Genomic DNA, 17,049 nt, shown 5'->3' with positions numbered 1-17,049 from the left:
CCTCAATGCAGCACGGCATCGGCGGCGAGCCGGTCGAGCTGGCTGAAGCGGTCGCCCCACCGCAGGGTACAGGCCAGTGCATGCATGGCCAGGCGCGCGGCGGGCAACTCGCGCGACATGCCGATGCCCCCGTGCAGTTGGATCGCGGTCTCCGCGACCTGCCGGCCGGTGACGGCCAGGTACAGCTTCACGAGCGACAGTTCGCGGCGCAACTCGCGCTGCGGCAGCGCCGGGGCAACATCGTCGAGCACGCACACCTGCTGGCGCACCATGCCGCGCACGTTCTCGTAGGCCACATACATCTCGACCACCTTGTGACGCAGGGCCTGGAAGGTGGCGAGCGCAACGCCGAACTGCTCGCGCGTGCTCAGGTACTCGATGGTCTGCTCGATCATCGCGCCGATGGCGCCGACCATCTGCGCGCAGGACAGCAGTGCCCCGAGTGCGTTGGCATGGTCCACCAGCGGTGCGACCGGGTCGCCGTGCAGCAGCACGGCGGATTCGGGCAGCGCGAGCCCCGTCAGATCCACATCGGTGATGTGGCTTGCATCGATGCCCGTGTAGCTGCGCGCCGCGCCCGTCAGCGCGGCGCGCGGCAGCAGCACGAGGGCCTTCTTTCCGTCGAGTTCGACCAGCGCCAGCAGGTGCGTCACGGGCTCGGTGAGGTCGGCGCCGTGCAGGCAGCCGTCAAGCACCACGCGCGCGCCCTGCAGACGCCCCTTCGGGGCGGGTTCGCCGAGCGCGAGCACCGGGCAGACGGAAGCCTCGCCGCTGGCGATGTCGCCGAGCAGCGCCTGGGCGGCGGGGTTGCCTGCGATGCCCGACAGCAGGGCGGGCACCACGGCGCATCGCTCGACCAGCGGTGCGACGAGCGCGTGGCGGCCCGCTGCCTCGGCCATCGCCGCGATGTCGCCCAGCGTGGCGCCCGCGCCACCGCTGGACTCTGCCACCAGCACGGCCTGCCAGCCCAGGTTCAGGAATTGACGCCAGGTCGCGCCCGATGCGTCCGCATCGGCGCCAGCGGGCGCCGCAGAGGCAACGCGCAGCGTGGTGTCGTAGAGGTCGCCGGGGAACATCGGCTCTGCATGGAATGGCATGAATTCAGGCTCCGAAAAGGTCGCGCGCGATGACGTTCTTCTGAACTTCGCTGGTGCCGCCCGCGATGGTGCGCGAGCGGTAGAAAAGATAGGTGTGCACGAGCTCGCGCTGCAGGTCGACGCCCTGCTGCGTGTCGATGCCACTGGACGCTACCAGCCGCGCCGTGTGGGCCGGGCCCGCGATGTCGAGCGCAATGCCGATGATCTGCTGCGACAACTCGGAACAGAAGAGCTTGAGCGCCGAGGACTTCGACGCGGCCAGCGTGCCCTGCATTTCCTCCTGGATGGCGCTGAGCAGCATCTCGCGCGCGCCCTTCACGCCAGCCTGGGCCAGGTAGAGGCGCTCCAGCAGCACGTGGAAGCTGGGCGAAGCCGCACTGGCGCGGCGCCTGGCCATGAGCAACTCCCCGACCTGCTCGGCGAGTCGGGCCAGGCGCGGCACGGTCGCGGGCGAGAGGCGCTCGCGGTCGAGCAGGAACTTGGCGCACTTCCAGCCTTCGCCCTCGGCGCCGACCAGGTTCTCACGCGGCACGCGCACCTCGTTGAGGAACACCTCGTTGACGTGGTGCCAGTGGTCGATGGTGGGAATCGGGCGCACCTCGATGCCGGGCGTGTTCATTGGCACCAGCAGCAGCGAGATGCCCGCCTGCTTGCGGCCTTCGTTCGAAGTACGCACCAGCGTGTACATCATGTCCGCCTCTTGCGCATGCGAGGTCCAGATCTTCTGGCCGTTGAGCACGTAGTGATCGCCGTCCAAGCGCGCGGAGGTCTTGAGCGAGGCCAGGTCGGAGCCGGCGCCGGGCTCGGAATAGCCTTGGCACCACCACTCGCTACCGTCGAGGATGCGTGGCAGGAAGCGCGCCTTCTGCGCCTCGGTGCCGAAATGCAGGATCACCGGGCCGATGTGGCCCAGGCCATGGTGGTACTGCGGCGGACAGTCGGCCTGGGCCGTGATCTCCTCGAAGAGGTAGCGCTGCTGCAGGTCCCAGCCGGTGCCGCCGTGCTCCACCGGCCAATTAGGGGCGGCCCAGCCGCGTGCGAAAAGTTTTTCCTGCCAGATGCGGTACTCGTTGCGCGTGATCTTGCGATTGCTGCGCACGAACTGTTTGAGTTCTTCCGGGCACTGCTCGGTGGCGAACTGGCGCAGCTCCTCGCGGAACGCGGCGTAGGGGTCGGTCGATGTGGGGCTGGTCATGTGTCGGGGAGGTCTCAATGAAAACTGCGGCCGCCGTCGACGGCCAGGGCGATGCCCGTGACGAAGGACGACTCGCGGGAACTCAGGTAGAGCGCCGCATGCGCGATCTCCAGCGGCTGGCCGATGCGTTGCAGCGCGTAGCGCGGGGCGACCTCGTCGCGCAGCACCTCGGCGCTGTAGCCGCCGCGCACCATGGGCGTGTCGACGGCACCGGGGCAGATCGTATTGACGCGGATGGGAGCCCATTCGAGCGCCAGCGTCTTGGTCAGCGAGATGACCCCAGCCTTCGACGCGGCATAGGCCCCACGGCGCTTGAAGGGCTGCAGCCCCTGGCCCGAAGAGAAGTTCACGATCGTGGCGCCGGCACAGCGCCGCAGGTGCGGCTCGCAAGCCTGGCAAACCAGGAAGGTGCCAGTGAGGTTGATGTCGATCACCTCTCGCCATGCGCGAGGCGCCAGGTCGGCCAGCAAGTCGGTGTTGGCGACACCCGCGGCGTTGACGACACCGTCAATCCCGCCGAAGCGGGCAACGCTCTCGGCCACGCCGCGTGCCACCGACGCCTCGTCGCGGATGTCCATGGACAAGGAAATAGTGTCGCCCGGCGGCAAGGAGGCAAGCGGCTGGCAGTCGGCCAGCGCCACGCATGCTCCCTCGGACGCGAAGAGTTCGGCCACCGCGGCACCGATGCCGGAGGCCGCGCCCGTCACAAGAATGCGCCGTCCCTGCAGGCGTGGCGCGCGCAGGTCGAGCGGTCGGCCAGGATCGGCTTGGAAGATGGTCATCGCTTCGTTCTCAATCAAGCTGGATGCGACGCTCGCGGATCACCGGTGCCCAGCGCTCGTGCTCCGCGCGCAGATAGGCCGCGAACTCGGGTTGTGTCATGAGCCTGGGTTCCACGCCCGCGCGCTCGATGGCCTCGCGCACCTCAGGGGTCTCCAGTACCGCACGCAGATCGGCATAGATGCGCTGCTGCAGCTCGGCCGGCGTCTTGCTTGGCAGGAAGAAGCCGAACCAGCCGCCCGCGGCAAAGTTCGAAAGCTGCGGCACGCCCGAGCGCGCGATGGGCACCATCCCCTGCAGGCGTGCCACGGGCGCTTCACTGGCCACGCCAAGCGCCTTGAGCCGTCCGGCGCGCACATAGGACATCGAGGCGGAGGAATCGAACATGGCCTGCACCTGGCCACCGAGCAGGTCGTTCAGCGCGGGTCCGTTGCCCCGGTAGGGCGCGTGCACAATTTCGATGCCCGTGAGCGACGCCAGCAGCTCCGCAGCGATGTGAGGGCTCGAGCCGTTGCCCGAGGAAGCGAACACCACCTCCTTCGGATGGGCTTTCGCGTAGGCGATCAGCTGGGGCACCGTGTCTACGGGCAGCTTGGCTGACACGAACAGCACGCTGGGCGCATCGGCCACGATGGTGACGGGCACCAGCGCGGCGGGGTCGTACGGCAAGTTCTTCATCAGCAGCGGATTGCCGATGTAGCCGAACGCGGTGAGCAGCAGCGTGTAGCCATCGCCGGGTGCGCGGGCCGCCGCGGCGGTGCCGATCGAGGTCCCTCCCCCGTTGCGGTTGTCGACCACCACCGGCTGCCCCCAGCGGGCAGACAGCGCCGGCGCGATGAGGCGCGCCAGGTTGTCGGTCAGACCACCGGCCGCGTACGGGACGATCAGTTGCACCGGCTTGTCGGGAAACGCCAGGGCCAGCGTCGGCACTGCGGCGACGATGCCGCAGCACACCGAAAGAAGGATTGATCGAAGGACTCGCATCGCTGAATCTCCAATTCAGTTTACCTAACGGCCGGTAAGTTAATGCGCGGGTTTACCCTTCCAGAGGTGCAGCGCATGTTCGCGCCGCAGGTTCAAGGAAGGTCAGGCGCGCGGTTTCGCGCGCAGGCCGCCGAAGGCCATGTCGAGGTATTGCTCGATCACCTCGCGCGTGCTCAGGCGTCCCTTGGGCGAATGCCAGCGGCAGATGTGATTGAGCATCGACAGCAGCATGCGCCCGGCGATGGCGGGATCGACCTTGCGGACTTCCCCCTTCGCAATGGCTTCGGCGATGCAGTCGCGCAGGAGGTGCTCGTACTCGTCGCGCAGGTAGACAGCGCCAGCACGCGGATCACCCTCGCTGCCCGACCAGAAGGCGTTGGAACCCGCGATCCAGGAATCGCGGCTGCGATCCAGGAAGTCGGCCGATGCCTCCATGAACAGGCGCACCTTGTCCAGTGGACCCTTGCCGCGGGACATCGCCTCGCGCACCGAATCCACCAGCGCCTGCATCGACTCCAGCACGATGCGCTCGTACAGCGCCTCCTTGTTGGGGAAGTGGTAGTACAGCGCGGCCTTGGTGATCTTGGCTTCGTCGGCGATGTCGCGCAACGATGTGCCCTCATAGCCCTTCTTGGCGAAGAGCCGGCACGCGATCTCGGTCAATTGCTCCTGGCGCACATCGGACTTGCGCCTGGAGCCCCGTTCCGGATCTGCCGCTTCGGCGGCGTTGGACAGGGTGGCCATGGGCGAAGGTCCTCTTGAAGTTCTTGGCTGGGAGCCGGCGGCGGTGGCGCGTAGTTGGGCCCCTGCGCGCGACCCACGGCTGATCAAAAAATAATAGCACGCACCGTGTTGGCGCCAGGCCTGCAGCGACTGCCGTCAGCGCCCCGTGTAGACAGGTGCGCGCTTCTCGAGGAATGCGCGCTGCGCTTCCTTGGCATCGTCCGTCTTGGACAGCGCCACCGTGTTCCCCTGCTCGTAACGATAGGCATCGCGTGACGGCATTACCTGCGTCATGCGAGCGGCCTCCTTGGCCAGGCGCAGCGCGATCGGGCTCTTGGAGGCGATCTCGGCAGCGATCTCCATCGCGTACGGCATGAGCTGGTCGGCGGGCAGGCAGGCCTCCACCAAGCCGAGCCGGTACAGCTCCTGGCCGGTGACCTTCATGCCCGTGTAGAACATGCGCCGTGCACGCGAGCGGCCGAACACTTCTTGCAGGAAGGTCACGCCACCGGCCAGGCCGACGTTGATCTCGGGCATGGAGACGAAGCAATCCTCGGAGGCCACCCAGATGTCGGACGCCATCACCAGACCGAAGCCCGCACCCATTGCCGGGCCGTTGATGGCGGCGATGACGGGCTTGGCGCATTCCACCACCGCGTAGTACGACTCACGCACCAGACGGTTGTGGCGGCCGTAGGCGCCCGGCGTCGCTCCCAGGTTGGGGCGCTCCCGGATGTCAGCACCGGCGGAGAAGGTCTTGCCGCTGCCGGTGAGAACGACCACCGAGACGTCCTCACGATCGGAAAGCTCGTCGAACACCTGGGTCAGTTCGCTGCGCAACTCGGCGTTCTGGGCGTTGACCGGCGGGCGGTTGAGCGTGACGAGCGCGATGCGCTCGCTCACGGTGAGCTGGATGGTTTTCAGTTCCATGGTTGCCTCGTGTGTGAATAAATTACCTGTCGCACGGTAAGTAATGGTGCGTGAAAGCTGAGGCGTTGGCAATGGTTGCCGCCCACACATCTGTCCCCATGGGGACTGTGGCGGTGCAGCCTTCGCCACGATCGCGCCGTCGAGAGCACCACGTCCCGCGCTCGCTGCCGCGGGTGATCGCATTGAATCAACGCCACGACACGGAAATGGCCCACCAACGCGGCCTCACGCAGGTCCAGTGGGACACGCTGAAGAACTTCTAGGCGTCGGCAGCGCCGCCGAGCGACAGGCCCGTCGGCGCTGTGACTCTCGCCGCCCACCCCGCAGCGCATGCCGCATGCCCCATGGCCCGTCTGCATCTGGCACCTTCGGGCCTGGATGCGCGCGGCCATGCGGGCCTGTCTCGCATAGGCGCTCCATCGCCGGTCGGCGCGGAAATTCAGATTCTGCTCACTGGGCCCCAAAAGGATGCCGCGCAGGGCCGCCAGTCCCGGCAGGCGCACGCAGCCCAGTTCGGGAAGGCCCATCCCGAGACCGCACAGGCCGAACGCGATGTCGGGGTCCCCAGGGGTCGATCGGCGCCGAGCAGCCGGGTGGCGCCCGCATCGGGCGCGAACAGCTTGACAACGGGGCTCGGCACCGTTGCCGGCACGCCGCAGCGCAGCCGTCAGTTTCGAGAGACGGCCCTGAGGCCGCCAGCGCGCCGCGATGAGAGAGGCGCGTGCAGACGTTGACGGCGAGAACGGTGTGCCACGATCAAGGCGCCGACAAGCCACACACCGTCACTGCGGCCTTGTTTCTTTTCTCCTTCTTCGGGTAATTGCGAGCCGAAGCGAGCCGCTCCCGAGCCCCGCAGCCCCAACCAGATTGTGAACTCGCTCCAATGGCAAAGACGAACAACGGATGCCATCGCGAGCACGCACCTGGTTAGGATCGATCTCTATTCACAGGAGCGAGGCAATGAAGAAAAAAGCACGAGGGCTGATCGGAATCTGCATGGCCACTGCAGCCGTGGCGGCAGCCGCCGGCCCCTTCGGGCTCAATGCAGGAGACACCGTCGAGACCGTGGGCAAGGTCGCTCAACTCAAGCCCACCGAGCAGCAAGGCGTCTACACGGTAAGCCGGCTTCCCAACGGTCATCCCGACCTTGACAGCTACCGGTTGATCTTCGGCCCCGCCACCGGGTTGTGCCGGATCGCGGCGTGGACGCCGGCCGCCCAATCCAGCGCCTACGGTGACGAGATCCGGCGCGATTTCCGCTCCTGGCAGGAGGCCCTGACCGCGAAGTACGGCGCGCCCGAGAAGTTCGACTACCTGCGCTCCGGAAGCATCTGGAACGAACCGAAGGACTGGACGATGTCGCTCGCCAAGAAGGAGCGCAAGCTCGTCGCGTTCTGGACGCCCACGCCGCCCGTCGATCAGGTCTCGAGGATCGCCGTGGAGGCGATCGCGACGAGTTCTGGCAGGTACTCGATCAACCTCGAGTATGAGTTCGACAATTTCGACGCATGCAGTGCGTCGCTCAAATCCAAGAAGAACGCCAATCTCTGATGGCGCGCGGGATTGCCGCGCTTTCGTTCTGTCCCGTCCCCGGTCTCATCGCCGCGGCGCGGCGAGCGCGTCCACAGGAGCGCTTGCCCCAGGTCGCAGGAAGCCTTGCGTTTACGCATGCCGAGCCTGGGTTCAACGCGATTCCAGTCGGGAGATGATGGTCCTGCAGCACTTCGGTGCTGGCTAAGATACACCTCTTTACAACCAATGGAGGGAAGTGATCGTGGGATTCCAAGAGACGAAGAAGTCGAAGCGCATGACGACAACTTGCATTCCGATGACGTTGGCGTCGATGGCAGCCGTCATCAGCTTGGCCGGCTGCGGCACGCCGCCGACCGAGGTGAAGGAAGCGAATGCAAATCCCGACGCTTTCCTGGCGAAGAACTACACCTTGCAGGCGCTGCGTCCCAGCTATGTCGAGACCTTGAAGGCGGTGGGCGCACCGGGGCCGACCGACTTCAAGGAGATCACCTTCAAGTTCGACCACCGCTATAGAAACATCGGCGCGACCGAAGACTCAGTCACTGCACCGCAGGCCACATACAAGCCGCTGGGCAACGGCTTCTTCCAGCATGTCAGGACGCTCGAGAACAACGGCTTCCTCGTCAATCGAAGCTACGAGCTGACCTTCCTGGGCGCTCTCAGCCTCAAGAAGGAGAACGCGTACACCAACGCCAAGCTCACGACCTTTGAATCCGTCGTGAAGGAAGTGAAACCCTTCAAGCTGGATCCCTCCAAGCTCACGCCGGGAAGCAGGTTCTCCGTCGACTACGGCAACGCCTTCCCGCTGCAAGAGTTCAACTTCCGCTGGTCGAAGGTCACTTGCACGACCGAGAGACTGGGCGCGGCCTCGGAAATCCACCCCAAAATCCGGGGCAACGCGGTGTGGCTCGCTTGCAATGCGACGCACGAGTCAGGCGGCGAATCGAAGTTCACGAACGTGTACTTCGCACAGTATGGCCTGCTGCTCGCCACCAAATACGCCGACTCCAGGTTCACGGCCGCCGATACCGTGACGGACTTCATCGAGCGGTAACGCAGCCGATCGGTCTCTCCCTCGATGGGCGCAACGGGGAGCGCAAGTGGGCAGGCCTAGGCTCGCCCACCCTTCAGGCATCCCCCGACCCAGGCACCCATTGCCCGGGGGGCGTCCCCCGCGGCAAGAACCACCACCGGATGCCATCCATCGAATTTGGAGCCACGCAAGCACAACAGCTCTACTGAGGATGCCGGCCGGCCGGCCCGCCGCCGGGGGTATCCCCGTCGTCGACGCCAACTTCGGGCGCGGCGGCGGCGCAAGCCGGCTATGAGTACCAGCTCAACGTGTCGGTGCTGGCCGCCCTGCGACTGCTGCTGATCACCAAGTCGGCCGCGCGGATTTCCACAACATCTTGATCACGTTGTCGGGGCTCACACGATGATCTCCGTCACCATGAAGCCCGATGCGCGCTACCTTGACGGCCTGTGCGTGCACCAGTGCATGCGCCGGAACTGGTGAAAACGCTCTGATCACATCGTTGCATTGAGCCAGAGGGCTTCGTTCGCGATGCTCTGTTCGTATCCGCTGTATCTGGAGACCTGACACGCGCTGAGCCGCTCTTCGACATGTCGTTCACTCCGTGGCCAGGCCCAGCATATCGAACGAGGGCCACCAAGCATTGATGCTGAACCTCGTCTCCCGCCGAACGGCGCTGAGCATTGAGCACTGGCCAACCAGCCCAGTGATCGATGCGCGATCGCGTGTGGTGCACCGATCTGCTCAACGCTGAAACCTCGCGTCGAGCCCAGTGAATAGCAGAAACAACTACGTCAGACGCTCAGCCGTGAAGTCACCCGCACGGGCCATCGCGTCCCTGCCTCCGAAACACAAAATAGGCCTACTCCGAGGCCTTACCCTCCATTGAAGCGTCGACGGACTTCAAGGCGCCCCTTTTTCGATCGTCTTTTTTCTTTTCGACCAACTTTATTGTTTCCAGGCAGTCAGGACTTGAGCACCTTTCGAAGCCTGTACCATGGCCGCGGTTGATAACAATGGCCATGGTCTGGTTCTGCGGGGGTGGAAGGCTCAAGCTGCCCAGGAGACAGCGTCCCGAGGCCCCACCTGAGCTCAGTGTTGCCATGCTTTCGAGCCCACGATCCGAGGCGGCCTATCGCTCAGGTCGAGCCGCTCAGCCGGGCTGACTCCATCTTGCAGAGGCACTCAAGCCGGCATGCTTACTTTTGGCCAGGGCGCGCGCCGACGCACGGCTGGCCAAGAGGCCACCGGTCTCGATCTCGGAATCGGAGCTCGCCGACTTTCGCGGCATGCGACGACGGGTGACGTAGTCCGGATGGATGCAGCGCTGGGTGCCATCCTCGAAAGCCACCGTGACGGATCCCTCCGTCGAGGCGACGACGACGCCCGCACCAAAACGCCTGACCTTGACCGGATCGCTTTCGGCGAAAAGCACCGGTTTGCGTGCGCGCGCCTTCGCCTCAGGGTTCGCAGCAGCGGCCGCAGCCGCCGTTGTCGACGGCGTGCCCACGAGGATCGGCTGCGCCAGCGTGGCCTCATGGGCTGCAATACGACGGCAGTTGTCGCATGTGCCGCAGCGCTTCGCCTCGGCCGAGGGGTCCAGTTCGGCCAGCAGCAGTTGCCAGCGGCACTGCCCCGTCTGCGCGTACGACAGCATGCGCTCGAGCGTCTGCCGGTCCTGCAGCCGGCGCTCCTTGTAGGCGTCGAGCATCGTGCTCAGATCGACGCGCGAGGCGGCCTTCTGTCGAAGTGCCATCTCTCCTCGCCGGCCGATGCGCAGCAACTTTGCCTGCCGCAGCAAAGCGACAGCCGCCTGCATTTTGCTGCGCGGGCGATCCAATGCCTCGAGGAGGCTGGCGGTGGTCCAGCCCTCGTCCCCGGGCGGCGTGGCGAGCAACTGGCGATAGACCGCATCGAGGTCCTCGAGCTGGGGATATTTTCCGGCCAGAAAGAACTGCTGAACCACCCGGTCCTTGGCCTGGAAGAGCAGCACACAGCGTGCGCGCTGCCCATCGCGGCCGGCGCGCCCCGCTTCCTGGTAGTAGGCGTGCAGACTCGACGGCATCTGGCAGTGAACGATGAAGCGAATGTCGGGCTTGTCGACGCCCATGCCGAACGCGTTGGTCGCCACCATCACCCGCGCGGCGCCGCTCATGAAACGCTCTTGTGCTTCCCCGCGCTCGCGCGTTCCCAACTTGCCGTGATAGATCGCGACCGACTCGTTCCGCGCGCGCAGAAGCTCGCAGGCCTGCTCGGCGGCCTTCACCGTGGCGGCATAGACGATGCCGCTGCCGGCTTCCTGCTGCACCAGTTCCACGATGCGCCGCTGGCGATCTTCCTCCTGCTGCATCTGCTCCACCGCGAAGTGCAGGTTGGCGCGATAGGCGCCCGTCTCGACCAATCCCCCGCGCGGGATCGCGAGGTGTTTCATCACGTCGGCGGCGACCTCCGAGCCGGCCGTCGCGGTGAGCGCCAGCACGGTGGGAGTGCCCAGCGCCCGGATGGCAGGGCCGATGTCGAGGAAGGCCGGCCGAAAGTCATGGCCCCATTGCGAGATGCAGTGCGCCTCGTCCACCGCCACCAGGGCCACAGGATGGGCCGCGAGCTGCTCCAAGAAGGCGTGATCGGCGAGCCGCTCGGGTGTGGTCAGCACGATGCGCGCGCTGCCATCGCGCAGCGCCGTTTCGGCCGCAGCGAGCTCGTCCGCGGAAAGGGCGCTGTTGACCTGGATCGCCTGGATGCCCAAGGCTGTGAGCTTGTCGCACTGGTCCTTCATCAGCGCGATCAGCGGGGAGACCACCACCGTGCGTCCCTCGAGCAGCAGCGCCGGCAACTGATAGCACAGCGACTTTCCTGCGCCCGTGGGCATCACGGCGAGGGTTGACAGCCCTTGCATGACCCGCTCGATGACTTCGGCCTGGCCGGCGCGCAGCCGGGTGTGCCCGAACACGCGGCGCAGGGTGCGGTTCAGCGGGTTGGAGGATGGCCACTGTCCGGTGGCGGCAGAGGCGCGGGTGGAAGGCATCAGCGGTGCCGGCGACCTTCGCCCTCTCCGCCCTCTCCGCCCTCTTCGCGCCCACCCGCTTCCTCTTCGTCTTCTCGATCGGCTGCGACTTCGTCGGCCAGGTCCTGCACGCTGAGCGCCTCCGGGTCGTCCACCGAGTTCGCCACCTCGGCCGCGGCATCCGGGAGGACACCTGTGCGGTCCGGGAGTATGTCGGCATTGGTGGGGATTTCGAGCCCGCCTTCGGCCGCCGCGCGGTTGTCGCCCGATGCGTCGCTGCCGCTGTCGCTGGAGTCACTCGGCCCGAGGCTCTCCGCATCGGTGCCCTTGGGTGTGATGGGCGCGTGCTCGCCGCCGAGGATGCTGCTGGTTGCCATGATCTCTTTGCCTCGATAGGAAGATGCGCCAAGACTGCGCGCCGCCGGACGCCGAGGAAGTAGGAGATTTGCGCGTTCCGGCCGCTTCTGATTTCGGTCGAGACCCAGCAGGTCATGGCAGGTCCATGCGCGACGCAGGCAGCCACCCGATCCCCTCAAGCGCAGGCCATGCGGTGCGTGCGGAGAGCGCTGCTTCAGCGCAGTTCGCCTGCCGCGCCGCCGCACTTCTTGAACTGGTTGCCACTGCCGCAGGGACAAGGACCGTTGCACCCGATCTTGCGCTGCATCGCCTGCATCAGTTCGCGTGCACGGGAATCGGAGTGCTCAGCGCAGCGCCATGGAGCGTGAGCACGACGACGGCGAGCCGTAGATTTTTCGCAAGCACGCTACGGAACGGGCATCGGCCCCGATTCTGGCCCCCGACAAACCGCTTGACGCTTCTCCGGCCAATCTCGATACTTAAGCATCTTCTTAAGTTTTGGCCTGCGATGCCATTCACCCTCTACTACCACCCGTTGTCTTCGTTCTGCTGGAAAGTGCTGATCGCACTCTATGAAGCCGACATCGCTTTCGAGCCGCGGCTGGTGAACCTCGGCGACCCGGCCGACCGTGCCGCCTTCCAAGCGGTCTGGCCGCTGGCGAAGTTCCCCGTGCTGCATGACGCGCGAGGCAAGACGATCCCCGAGTCGAGCATCATCATCGACTACCTGGCGCGCACCGAGCCCCGCGCCACTTCTCTGCTTTCCGGCGATCCCGAGTGGGCGATGCAGACTCGTCTCATCGATCGCCTCATCGACAACTACATCCACGCGCCGTTCCAGCAAGTGGTGGCCGAGCGGCTGCGCCCGGAAGGACAGCATGATCCTTTCGGCGCCGAACAGGCGCGTCGCCAGATCCGATCGGGCTATGACCTCGTCGCCCCCATGATCAGCGGACCCTGGGCCATGGGCGAATCCTTCACCATGGCCGACTGTGCAGCCCTGCCGGCGCTGTTCTACGCCGACCACGCCGTTCGGCTGAGCGAATGGCCCGAACTCGCGGCTTATCTCCTTCGCCTGAAGGCACGCCCCAGCGTGGCCCGCGTGCTGGCCGAGGCCGAACCCTACTTCCAGTACTTCCCCTTGAGGAATGGCTGATGCCACATGCGACCGCCAATCTCGACCTGACGTTCCAGGCGCTCGCGGACCCGACGCGGCGCGGCATCGTGGAGCGCTTGTCGCGCGGCCAGGCCACTGTCAGTGAGATCGCCGAACCCTACGCGATGTCGCTGCCGGCCATCGTCCAGCACCTGGCAGTGCTGGAGGCCAGTGGCCTGGTGCGCTCCGAGAAGATCGGGCGGGTGCGCACCTGCCGCATAGATACCGCCACGCTCAGCTTGGCCGAGCAGTGGTTCAACCGGCGCCGGGCGGAGTGGGACCAGCGTCTCGACCGCCTCGGCGAACACCTCAAGCGCTTTCCAGAAGGAGAACTCAAATGACCCCTCAGACCGAACCGACCCGCAGCGTGGCCCACGGCGTCTTCACCATCGAACGCACCTATGCGGACGTGAGGCCGCAACGGGTATTCGACGCCTTCGCGAGCATCGAGGGCAAGAACGGCTGGTTCACCGCACCCAACGACAACTGGGAGATCGTCGAGCGGACCATGGATTTCAAGGTCGGCGGCCGCGAGCGGCTGAAGGGCCAATGGAAATCCGGCATGGTGACCGAGTTCGACGCGACCTACTTCGACATCATTCCCGGTGAACGGATCGTCTATACCTACGAGATGCACCTGGACGCACGCAAGATCTCGATCTCGCTGGCCACCCTCGAGTTCAAGGCATCGGGCACAGGGACCCGGCTGATCATGACGGAACAGGGGGCATTCCTCGACGGCTTCGATGACAACGGCAGCCGGGAGCGCGGCACCCGCGAGATCATCGACAAGCTCACTGCGTATCTGCAGCACTGACGGAAGGCGATGGCTGAGTTCAAGCTCGAGGTAAGCATCATTAGATCGTTCTGCAGATCGAACTCTTGGAATGTGCAGTGTGGCGCTCAACCAGCGTACGCACGAAGTCGACCTCGCCATCCTCGAACTGCAGTTGACGAAAGCGCCGAGCTGCTCGGTGTAGTCCTGCGTCAGGTCCGCCGCCGTGTCGCTCAAGCGAGGTGTGACGACGCCGATGTCGGTAGCACCGGCGGCCAGCGATCCTGAATTCATACCCACAACGCTTGCCGATGCACGGACAAAGATTCGGCCAGCTTCGCCACATTTCGCCATATCTGTTTTGGAGGCAGGTGCGCGCGTGAGGCCGTCTCCTCCACGGCCATCACCATGATCGGCACGGGTGCCTCGTCAAGCAAATGCATCAGGTGCGGGGCAAATGGAGGCGGCACGTCACCGCTTGCCAGGACCTGTTCGAGCGCCTCGGGGGCCAGTTCGCGCGCATAGCCGACGCTGGCCGTCTTGGCGGCCATCCACAGGCCGCGCTTCTTGCGCCGCGCCAGCGTATCTGGTTTGGGGGTGTCCAAACCCAGCACCGCCATCACCTGCCCTAAACGATTGACGCCCAGATCGCTCAGAGCACCGTTTTCCAGGCCGATCACGGTCTGACGAGACAAGCCACTCAGGCGTGCCAACTGCACCTGGGACAGGCCCAGTTCCGTACGTCGCACCCGCACGGCATGGCCGATGTCGATGAGGTTCACGGAAAGTCGCAGCCGAAAGATGTCAAAAATATTTGACATACTATGCCGATCCACACCCTCCTGCAACGACGGGTGTCTTCGCCCTGCACGGCAACGCCTTGACCTCACATCATGAAGCAGCGCCCACTGTAGGAACAGAACACCCGACACGCCGCCGCTGGCTGGATGCGCGGCGGGAGCGGTGCCGTCGCCCTTTCATCGCACCACTTGCGCAACGGAGCACGCCGCGCGATAACCGCGGGCCACAGCGGCCACCGGAGACGCTGGACAATCTACGCCGTCCGGGCCCGCGGGTCACGGTCGAGCGCCACGGCGACGCCCCTCGTTCACTTCCAGTTCTTCCCCATCCAGGTGCGCACATTGGCCCAATCGGGCGAGTTCTCGATGTAGTTCTGCGTCGCACTCACCAACTCGCCCACGTTCTTGTAGTCGTCCAGGCCGAAGGGCTGGGCCAGTGGCACGTTGGCGCGCATGTAGTTGCCGCCGAGCAGTTGCGCAGCCTGGTGCGCCGCGAGTTCCGCAGTGGCATCCATCGTGAGGTTGAGCAGTGCCGTGGCCGGGATCACACCATTGCTGAACGGCCACAGCCAATGCGTGACGCCCCAGTCCAGAGGGTTGGACACGGCGCCGGTCGGCATGCCCACCGGATTGACACCGGGTGCCCAGCGAGAGCATCACGATGTCCGACGTCGCGCTCGCATAACCTTGGTAGATCGCCTCCACAATCGCCGTCGTCGAGGGGTTGTTGGCGAAGGTGCCGCCGTCGGCGAAGTAGCCCAGATCGCCCACCTGGTATGGCGGAAAGTACGTCGGCGCGGAACCGGGTGATCCAGCGGCCGTGAGCCGCTGCCTGGCATGGCGAATGGATGTATCGGGTCCCGGGCCTCCTCTCATCTGCAACACTCCTTCCGACCATGCGGCGGTGGTGTGTTGCAGCGACCGGTTGAATCCCCCCTCTCCAGGGCTCTTGAGGGAACGCGGCCTATGTAGTCAGCGATGCTTCGCCCCCAGGAGGCATGCCTGGCGCGGGGACGAGCGGACTGCAGTTGGGCATCTCGCACAATTCCTGAGAGAGGCTTGGGCACCCGGCAGCGCTTGGAAAAGCCGCGTGAGCGTGGCACGCCGAGACGGTCGCCGAGCCTCGAGCTCGCCAGGCCCCGTCTGCCACCGGCGCTATTCGCTCAGTTGGACTTGGAGGACGGATTCCTCGCTGCTCTTTCTCGAGCGGGAAGCTTCGATCCGCGAGTCCGGAGGGCCATCGCCGGCGCGCACCACTGCCTTCGATTCCAGCTCCGGCATCATGCCGGCCACAAAGTCGATGAACGCCCTGACCTTGGCGGGAACGTGGCTTCGGCTGGGATAGTAGGCATACAGAGGGTACGTCTCGTCAGGCCAGTCCGTCAGGATCGGCACCAGCGTACCCGCGCGCAGGTGCGCGTCGATTCCAAGGTCGATGACCTGAGCGATCCCGTAGCCTGCAAGACAGGCTCCGATCTTGGTTCCGGCATCCGTGACCGTGAGGCTGCCACCAACGGCCACCTTCACCTTCTCATCGCCCCGCCAGAATTCCCAGTCGAACGGCCTTCCGGTTGCTGGGTCGATGGCATGGATGCATTCATGACCATCCTCGACCAGATCCTTAGGCGATCCTGGCCGACCGCGTTGCGCCAGGTAGGAAGGCGCCGCCACCGTCAGGACCCGCGGACTGTAGAGCCTGCGACAGACCAAAGTTGAAATGGAGGGCTGTCCGAATCGGATGGCGAGATCGAATCCTTCACTCACCAGGTCCGGAAAGTCGCTCCTGGTCTCCAGCTTCAGTTGGAGAGCAGGATGGGCCCTCAGGAACTGAGCCAGCTCCGGCGCCAGCACAAGACGGGCGAACACCGCATCGCACGCCACGCGCAGCGTCCCTTGGACGACCGTGGTGTGCGCCGAGATGCCAGCGCTCGCCTCTTCGATGCCCTGCAGCAGCGGAAGCACCGTGGACAACAACTCGTGCCCCGCGTCCGTCACCTCCACGCGTCGGCTCGTGCGGTGCACGAGCTTGGCGCGCAGGCGGTCCTCCAAGCGTTGGACGGCGCGGCTCACCGCGGGCTGCGTCTTGCCCAGGCGCGATGCGGCACGGCCAAAGCTCTGGGATTCGGCCACGGCTGCAAGCGCAATCAGGCCGCTGACAAGGCCCGCGTCGAGGTCGTCCATGATCTATGTGTTCCGGTAATGGCAGCGATAACCGCTTCGCCGTAGCCGAGGGAGAGGCGATCTTTCACTATACGCATCTTTCAAATGCAAAAGGAAAGCTCGCCATGACCCAAACCCAAGCCGTCGTCGCCTTGATCGATGACTATTTCAACCTGGCCTATGAACCGAAGAGCCGCGACTTCGACAAGGTCTTCCATCCGAGCTGTCTGGTGCAGTGGCTTCATGAAGGCCAGTTGCAGACGCTGACATCGCCGGACTACGCGCAGCTCGTTCACGCAAGGCCGAGTCCGCGATCGATGGATGCGCCCCGTGACGAGGCGATTCTCTCCCTGGAGAACCTCTCGGACAGCCTTTCAACCGCAACGGTGAGAGTGCGGATCGGGCCGAAGCTGTTCAACGATCATTTCGTCCTGCACAAGATACAGGGAAGCTGGTTGATCACGAACAAGTCGTCCGTCGTGGTGCACTTGTTCGATTGAACATGAGCGCAGCGCCGCCTGC

Annotated in this window: 18 protein-coding genes and 1 pseudogene; 6 read left to right on the top strand and 13 right to left on the bottom strand. The window is 65.3% G+C overall.

The window, feature by feature from the left end:
• Nucleotides 1–2: 2 nt before the first annotated feature.
• From ABL844_RS33125 to ABL844_RS33095, 7 genes and pseudogenes are all read right to left on the bottom strand, one after another.
• A complete protein-coding gene (locus ABL844_RS33125) occupies nt 3–1,097 on the bottom strand; it encodes an acyl-CoA dehydrogenase family protein (protein ID WP_418126385.1) in 1,095 nt (364 codons plus the stop codon).
• A gap of 4 nt (nt 1,098–1,101) precedes the next feature.
• Nucleotides 1,102–2,292, bottom strand: a complete 1,191-nt coding sequence (locus ABL844_RS33120) for an acyl-CoA dehydrogenase family protein (RefSeq protein WP_418132280.1) — start codon at nt 2,290–2,292, stop codon at nt 1,102–1,104.
• Nucleotides 2,293–2,306: 14 nt separating this feature from the next.
• Nucleotides 2,307–3,074: an SDR family NAD(P)-dependent oxidoreductase gene (locus tag ABL844_RS33115; RefSeq protein WP_418132279.1), complete on the bottom strand. Its 768-nt coding sequence runs from the start codon at nt 3,072–3,074 to the stop codon at nt 2,307–2,309.
• Nucleotides 3,075–3,084: 10 nt separating this feature from the next.
• Entirely contained in the window at nt 3,085–4,056 is a 972-nt protein-coding gene (locus tag ABL844_RS33110; protein WP_418132278.1) for a Bug family tripartite tricarboxylate transporter substrate binding protein, read from the bottom strand.
• Between the two features lie 102 nt (nt 4,057–4,158).
• Nucleotides 4,159–4,800 (bottom strand): TetR/AcrR family transcriptional regulator, encoded by a 642-nt coding sequence (locus ABL844_RS33105; protein WP_418126377.1) that lies wholly within the window; start codon nt 4,798–4,800, stop codon nt 4,159–4,161.
• 135 nt (nt 4,801–4,935) lie between these two features.
• Nucleotides 4,936–5,709 (bottom strand): enoyl-CoA hydratase/isomerase family protein, encoded by a 774-nt coding sequence (locus tag ABL844_RS33100; protein WP_418126375.1) that lies wholly within the window; start codon nt 5,707–5,709, stop codon nt 4,936–4,938.
• A gap of 377 nt (nt 5,710–6,086) precedes the next feature.
• A pseudogene (locus tag ABL844_RS33095) lies at nt 6,087–6,346 on the bottom strand (DUF2958 domain-containing protein); the annotation flags it as partial.
• Nucleotides 6,347–6,669: 323 nt separating this feature from the next.
• On the opposite strand from ABL844_RS33095, the gene ABL844_RS33090 reads away from it, so the two are divergent.
• Both ABL844_RS33090 and ABL844_RS33085 read left to right on the top strand, forming a co-directional pair.
• Complete coding sequence (locus ABL844_RS33090; RefSeq protein WP_418126374.1) at nt 6,670–7,260, top strand: hypothetical protein; 591 nt, start codon at nt 6,670–6,672, stop codon at nt 7,258–7,260.
• A 223-nt stretch (nt 7,261–7,483) separates the two neighbouring features.
• Nucleotides 7,484–8,296 (top strand): hypothetical protein, encoded by an 813-nt coding sequence (locus ABL844_RS33085; RefSeq protein ID WP_418132277.1) that lies wholly within the window; start codon nt 7,484–7,486, stop codon nt 8,294–8,296.
• Between the two features lie 1,132 nt (nt 8,297–9,428).
• On the opposite strand, the gene ABL844_RS33080 is transcribed toward ABL844_RS33085, so the two are convergent.
• The 3 genes from ABL844_RS33080 to ABL844_RS33070 form a co-directional block, all read right to left on the bottom strand.
• The gene (locus ABL844_RS33080) at nt 9,429–11,300 is read right to left on the bottom strand and encodes a RecQ family ATP-dependent DNA helicase (protein WP_418132276.1); all 1,872 of its coding nucleotides are present in this window, start codon (nt 11,298–11,300) and stop codon (nt 9,429–9,431) included.
• Nucleotides 11,300–11,656, bottom strand: a complete 357-nt coding sequence (locus tag ABL844_RS33075) for a hypothetical protein (protein ID WP_418132275.1) — start codon at nt 11,654–11,656, stop codon at nt 11,300–11,302. Before ABL844_RS33075 ends, ABL844_RS33080 begins: the two co-directional genes overlap by 1 nt.
• 194 nt (nt 11,657–11,850) lie before the next feature.
• Nucleotides 11,851–11,943, bottom strand: coding sequence for an SEC-C metal-binding domain-containing protein (locus tag ABL844_RS33070; protein ID WP_418132274.1), 93 nt, complete (start codon nt 11,941–11,943; stop codon nt 11,851–11,853).
• 201 nt (nt 11,944–12,144) lie between these two features.
• Between ABL844_RS33070 and ABL844_RS33065 the strand changes: the two genes are divergently transcribed.
• From ABL844_RS33065 to ABL844_RS33055, 3 genes are read left to right on the top strand one after another with little or no spacing between them, the layout of a single operon-like run.
• The gene (locus ABL844_RS33065) at nt 12,145–12,792 is read left to right on the top strand and encodes a glutathione S-transferase family protein (RefSeq protein WP_418132273.1); all 648 of its coding nucleotides are present in this window, start codon (nt 12,145–12,147) and stop codon (nt 12,790–12,792) included.
• Nucleotides 12,792–13,133, top strand: a complete 342-nt coding sequence (locus ABL844_RS33060; RefSeq protein WP_418132272.1) for an ArsR/SmtB family transcription factor — start codon at nt 12,792–12,794, stop codon at nt 13,131–13,133. The genes ABL844_RS33065 and ABL844_RS33060 overlap by 1 nt, the downstream gene beginning before the upstream one ends.
• On the top strand, nt 13,130–13,609 hold the full coding sequence (locus ABL844_RS33055) for an SRPBCC family protein (protein ID WP_418132271.1): 480 nt from the start codon (nt 13,130–13,132) through the stop codon (nt 13,607–13,609). Before ABL844_RS33060 ends, ABL844_RS33055 begins: the two co-directional genes overlap by 4 nt.
• 248 nt (nt 13,610–13,857) lie before the next feature.
• Here the strand turns inward: ABL844_RS33055 and ABL844_RS33050 are convergent, their stop codons facing one another.
• The 3 genes from ABL844_RS33050 to ABL844_RS33040 all read right to left on the bottom strand — a co-directional run bounded on the left by ABL844_RS33050 (nt 13,858) and on the right by ABL844_RS33040 (nt 16,548).
• A complete protein-coding gene (locus ABL844_RS33050; protein ID WP_418132270.1) occupies nt 13,858–14,349 on the bottom strand; it encodes a helix-turn-helix transcriptional regulator in 492 nt (163 codons plus the stop codon).
• 326 nt (nt 14,350–14,675) lie between these two features.
• Nucleotides 14,676–14,972: a hypothetical protein gene (locus ABL844_RS33045; RefSeq protein WP_418132269.1), complete on the bottom strand. Its 297-nt coding sequence runs from the start codon at nt 14,970–14,972 to the stop codon at nt 14,676–14,678.
• 550 nt (nt 14,973–15,522) lie between these two features.
• Nucleotides 15,523–16,548, bottom strand: a complete 1,026-nt coding sequence (locus ABL844_RS33040) for a LysR family transcriptional regulator (RefSeq protein ID WP_418126357.1) — start codon at nt 16,546–16,548, stop codon at nt 15,523–15,525.
• 104 nt (nt 16,549–16,652) lie between these two features.
• On the opposite strand from ABL844_RS33040, the gene ABL844_RS33035 reads away from it, so the two are divergent.
• Nucleotides 16,653–17,027, top strand: coding sequence for a nuclear transport factor 2 family protein (locus tag ABL844_RS33035; RefSeq protein ID WP_418132268.1), 375 nt, complete (start codon nt 16,653–16,655; stop codon nt 17,025–17,027).
• Nucleotides 17,028–17,049: the final 22 nt, after the last annotated feature.

Origin of the sequence: Variovorax sp. 278MFTsu5.1 (genome assembly GCF_048305045.1) — a bacterium.
Classification (GTDB): Bacteria; Pseudomonadota; Gammaproteobacteria; order Burkholderiales; family Burkholderiaceae_C; genus Variovorax; species Variovorax guangxiensis.
The sequence above is the reverse complement of the archived record's forward strand: the minus strand, read 5'-3'. Positions and strand labels throughout refer to the sequence as shown.